Origin of the sequence: Pseudomonas sp. S36 (genome assembly GCF_016647875.1) — a bacterium.
Lineage (GTDB): Bacteria > Pseudomonadota > Gammaproteobacteria > Pseudomonadales > Pseudomonadaceae > Aquipseudomonas > Aquipseudomonas parafulva.
Genome location: NZ_JACVVG010000138.1, coordinates 1 through 202, shown reverse-complemented (window position 1 = coordinate 202; position 202 = coordinate 1). Strand labels below are relative to the sequence as shown.

Annotated in this window: 1 protein-coding gene; it reads right to left on the bottom strand. The window is 58.9% G+C overall.

Going from position 1 to position 202, the window contains the following annotated elements:
* The coding region (locus tag IAE36_RS23575; RefSeq protein ID WP_201214988.1) for an immunoglobulin-like domain-containing protein at window positions 1-202 on the bottom strand (202 nt) is incomplete at both ends.

The following is a 202-nucleotide window of genomic DNA, read 5'->3' as shown; positions in this document are numbered from 1 at the left end:
GCTAACCGTCGAGCCGTTGTTGTAGACGTCATTGGCCGGCGTCTGGAAGTCAATGCTGCCTTGGGTTTTACCCGCTTCAACGGTGATGACCTGGCCGTTCGACAGCGTCACGGTAACCGGCGTCTGGGCCGGATTGGTCAACGTCACGGTATAAGTGATCACACCACCTTCAGTGACCGACGGGTTCGCCGTCAAGGTCGCG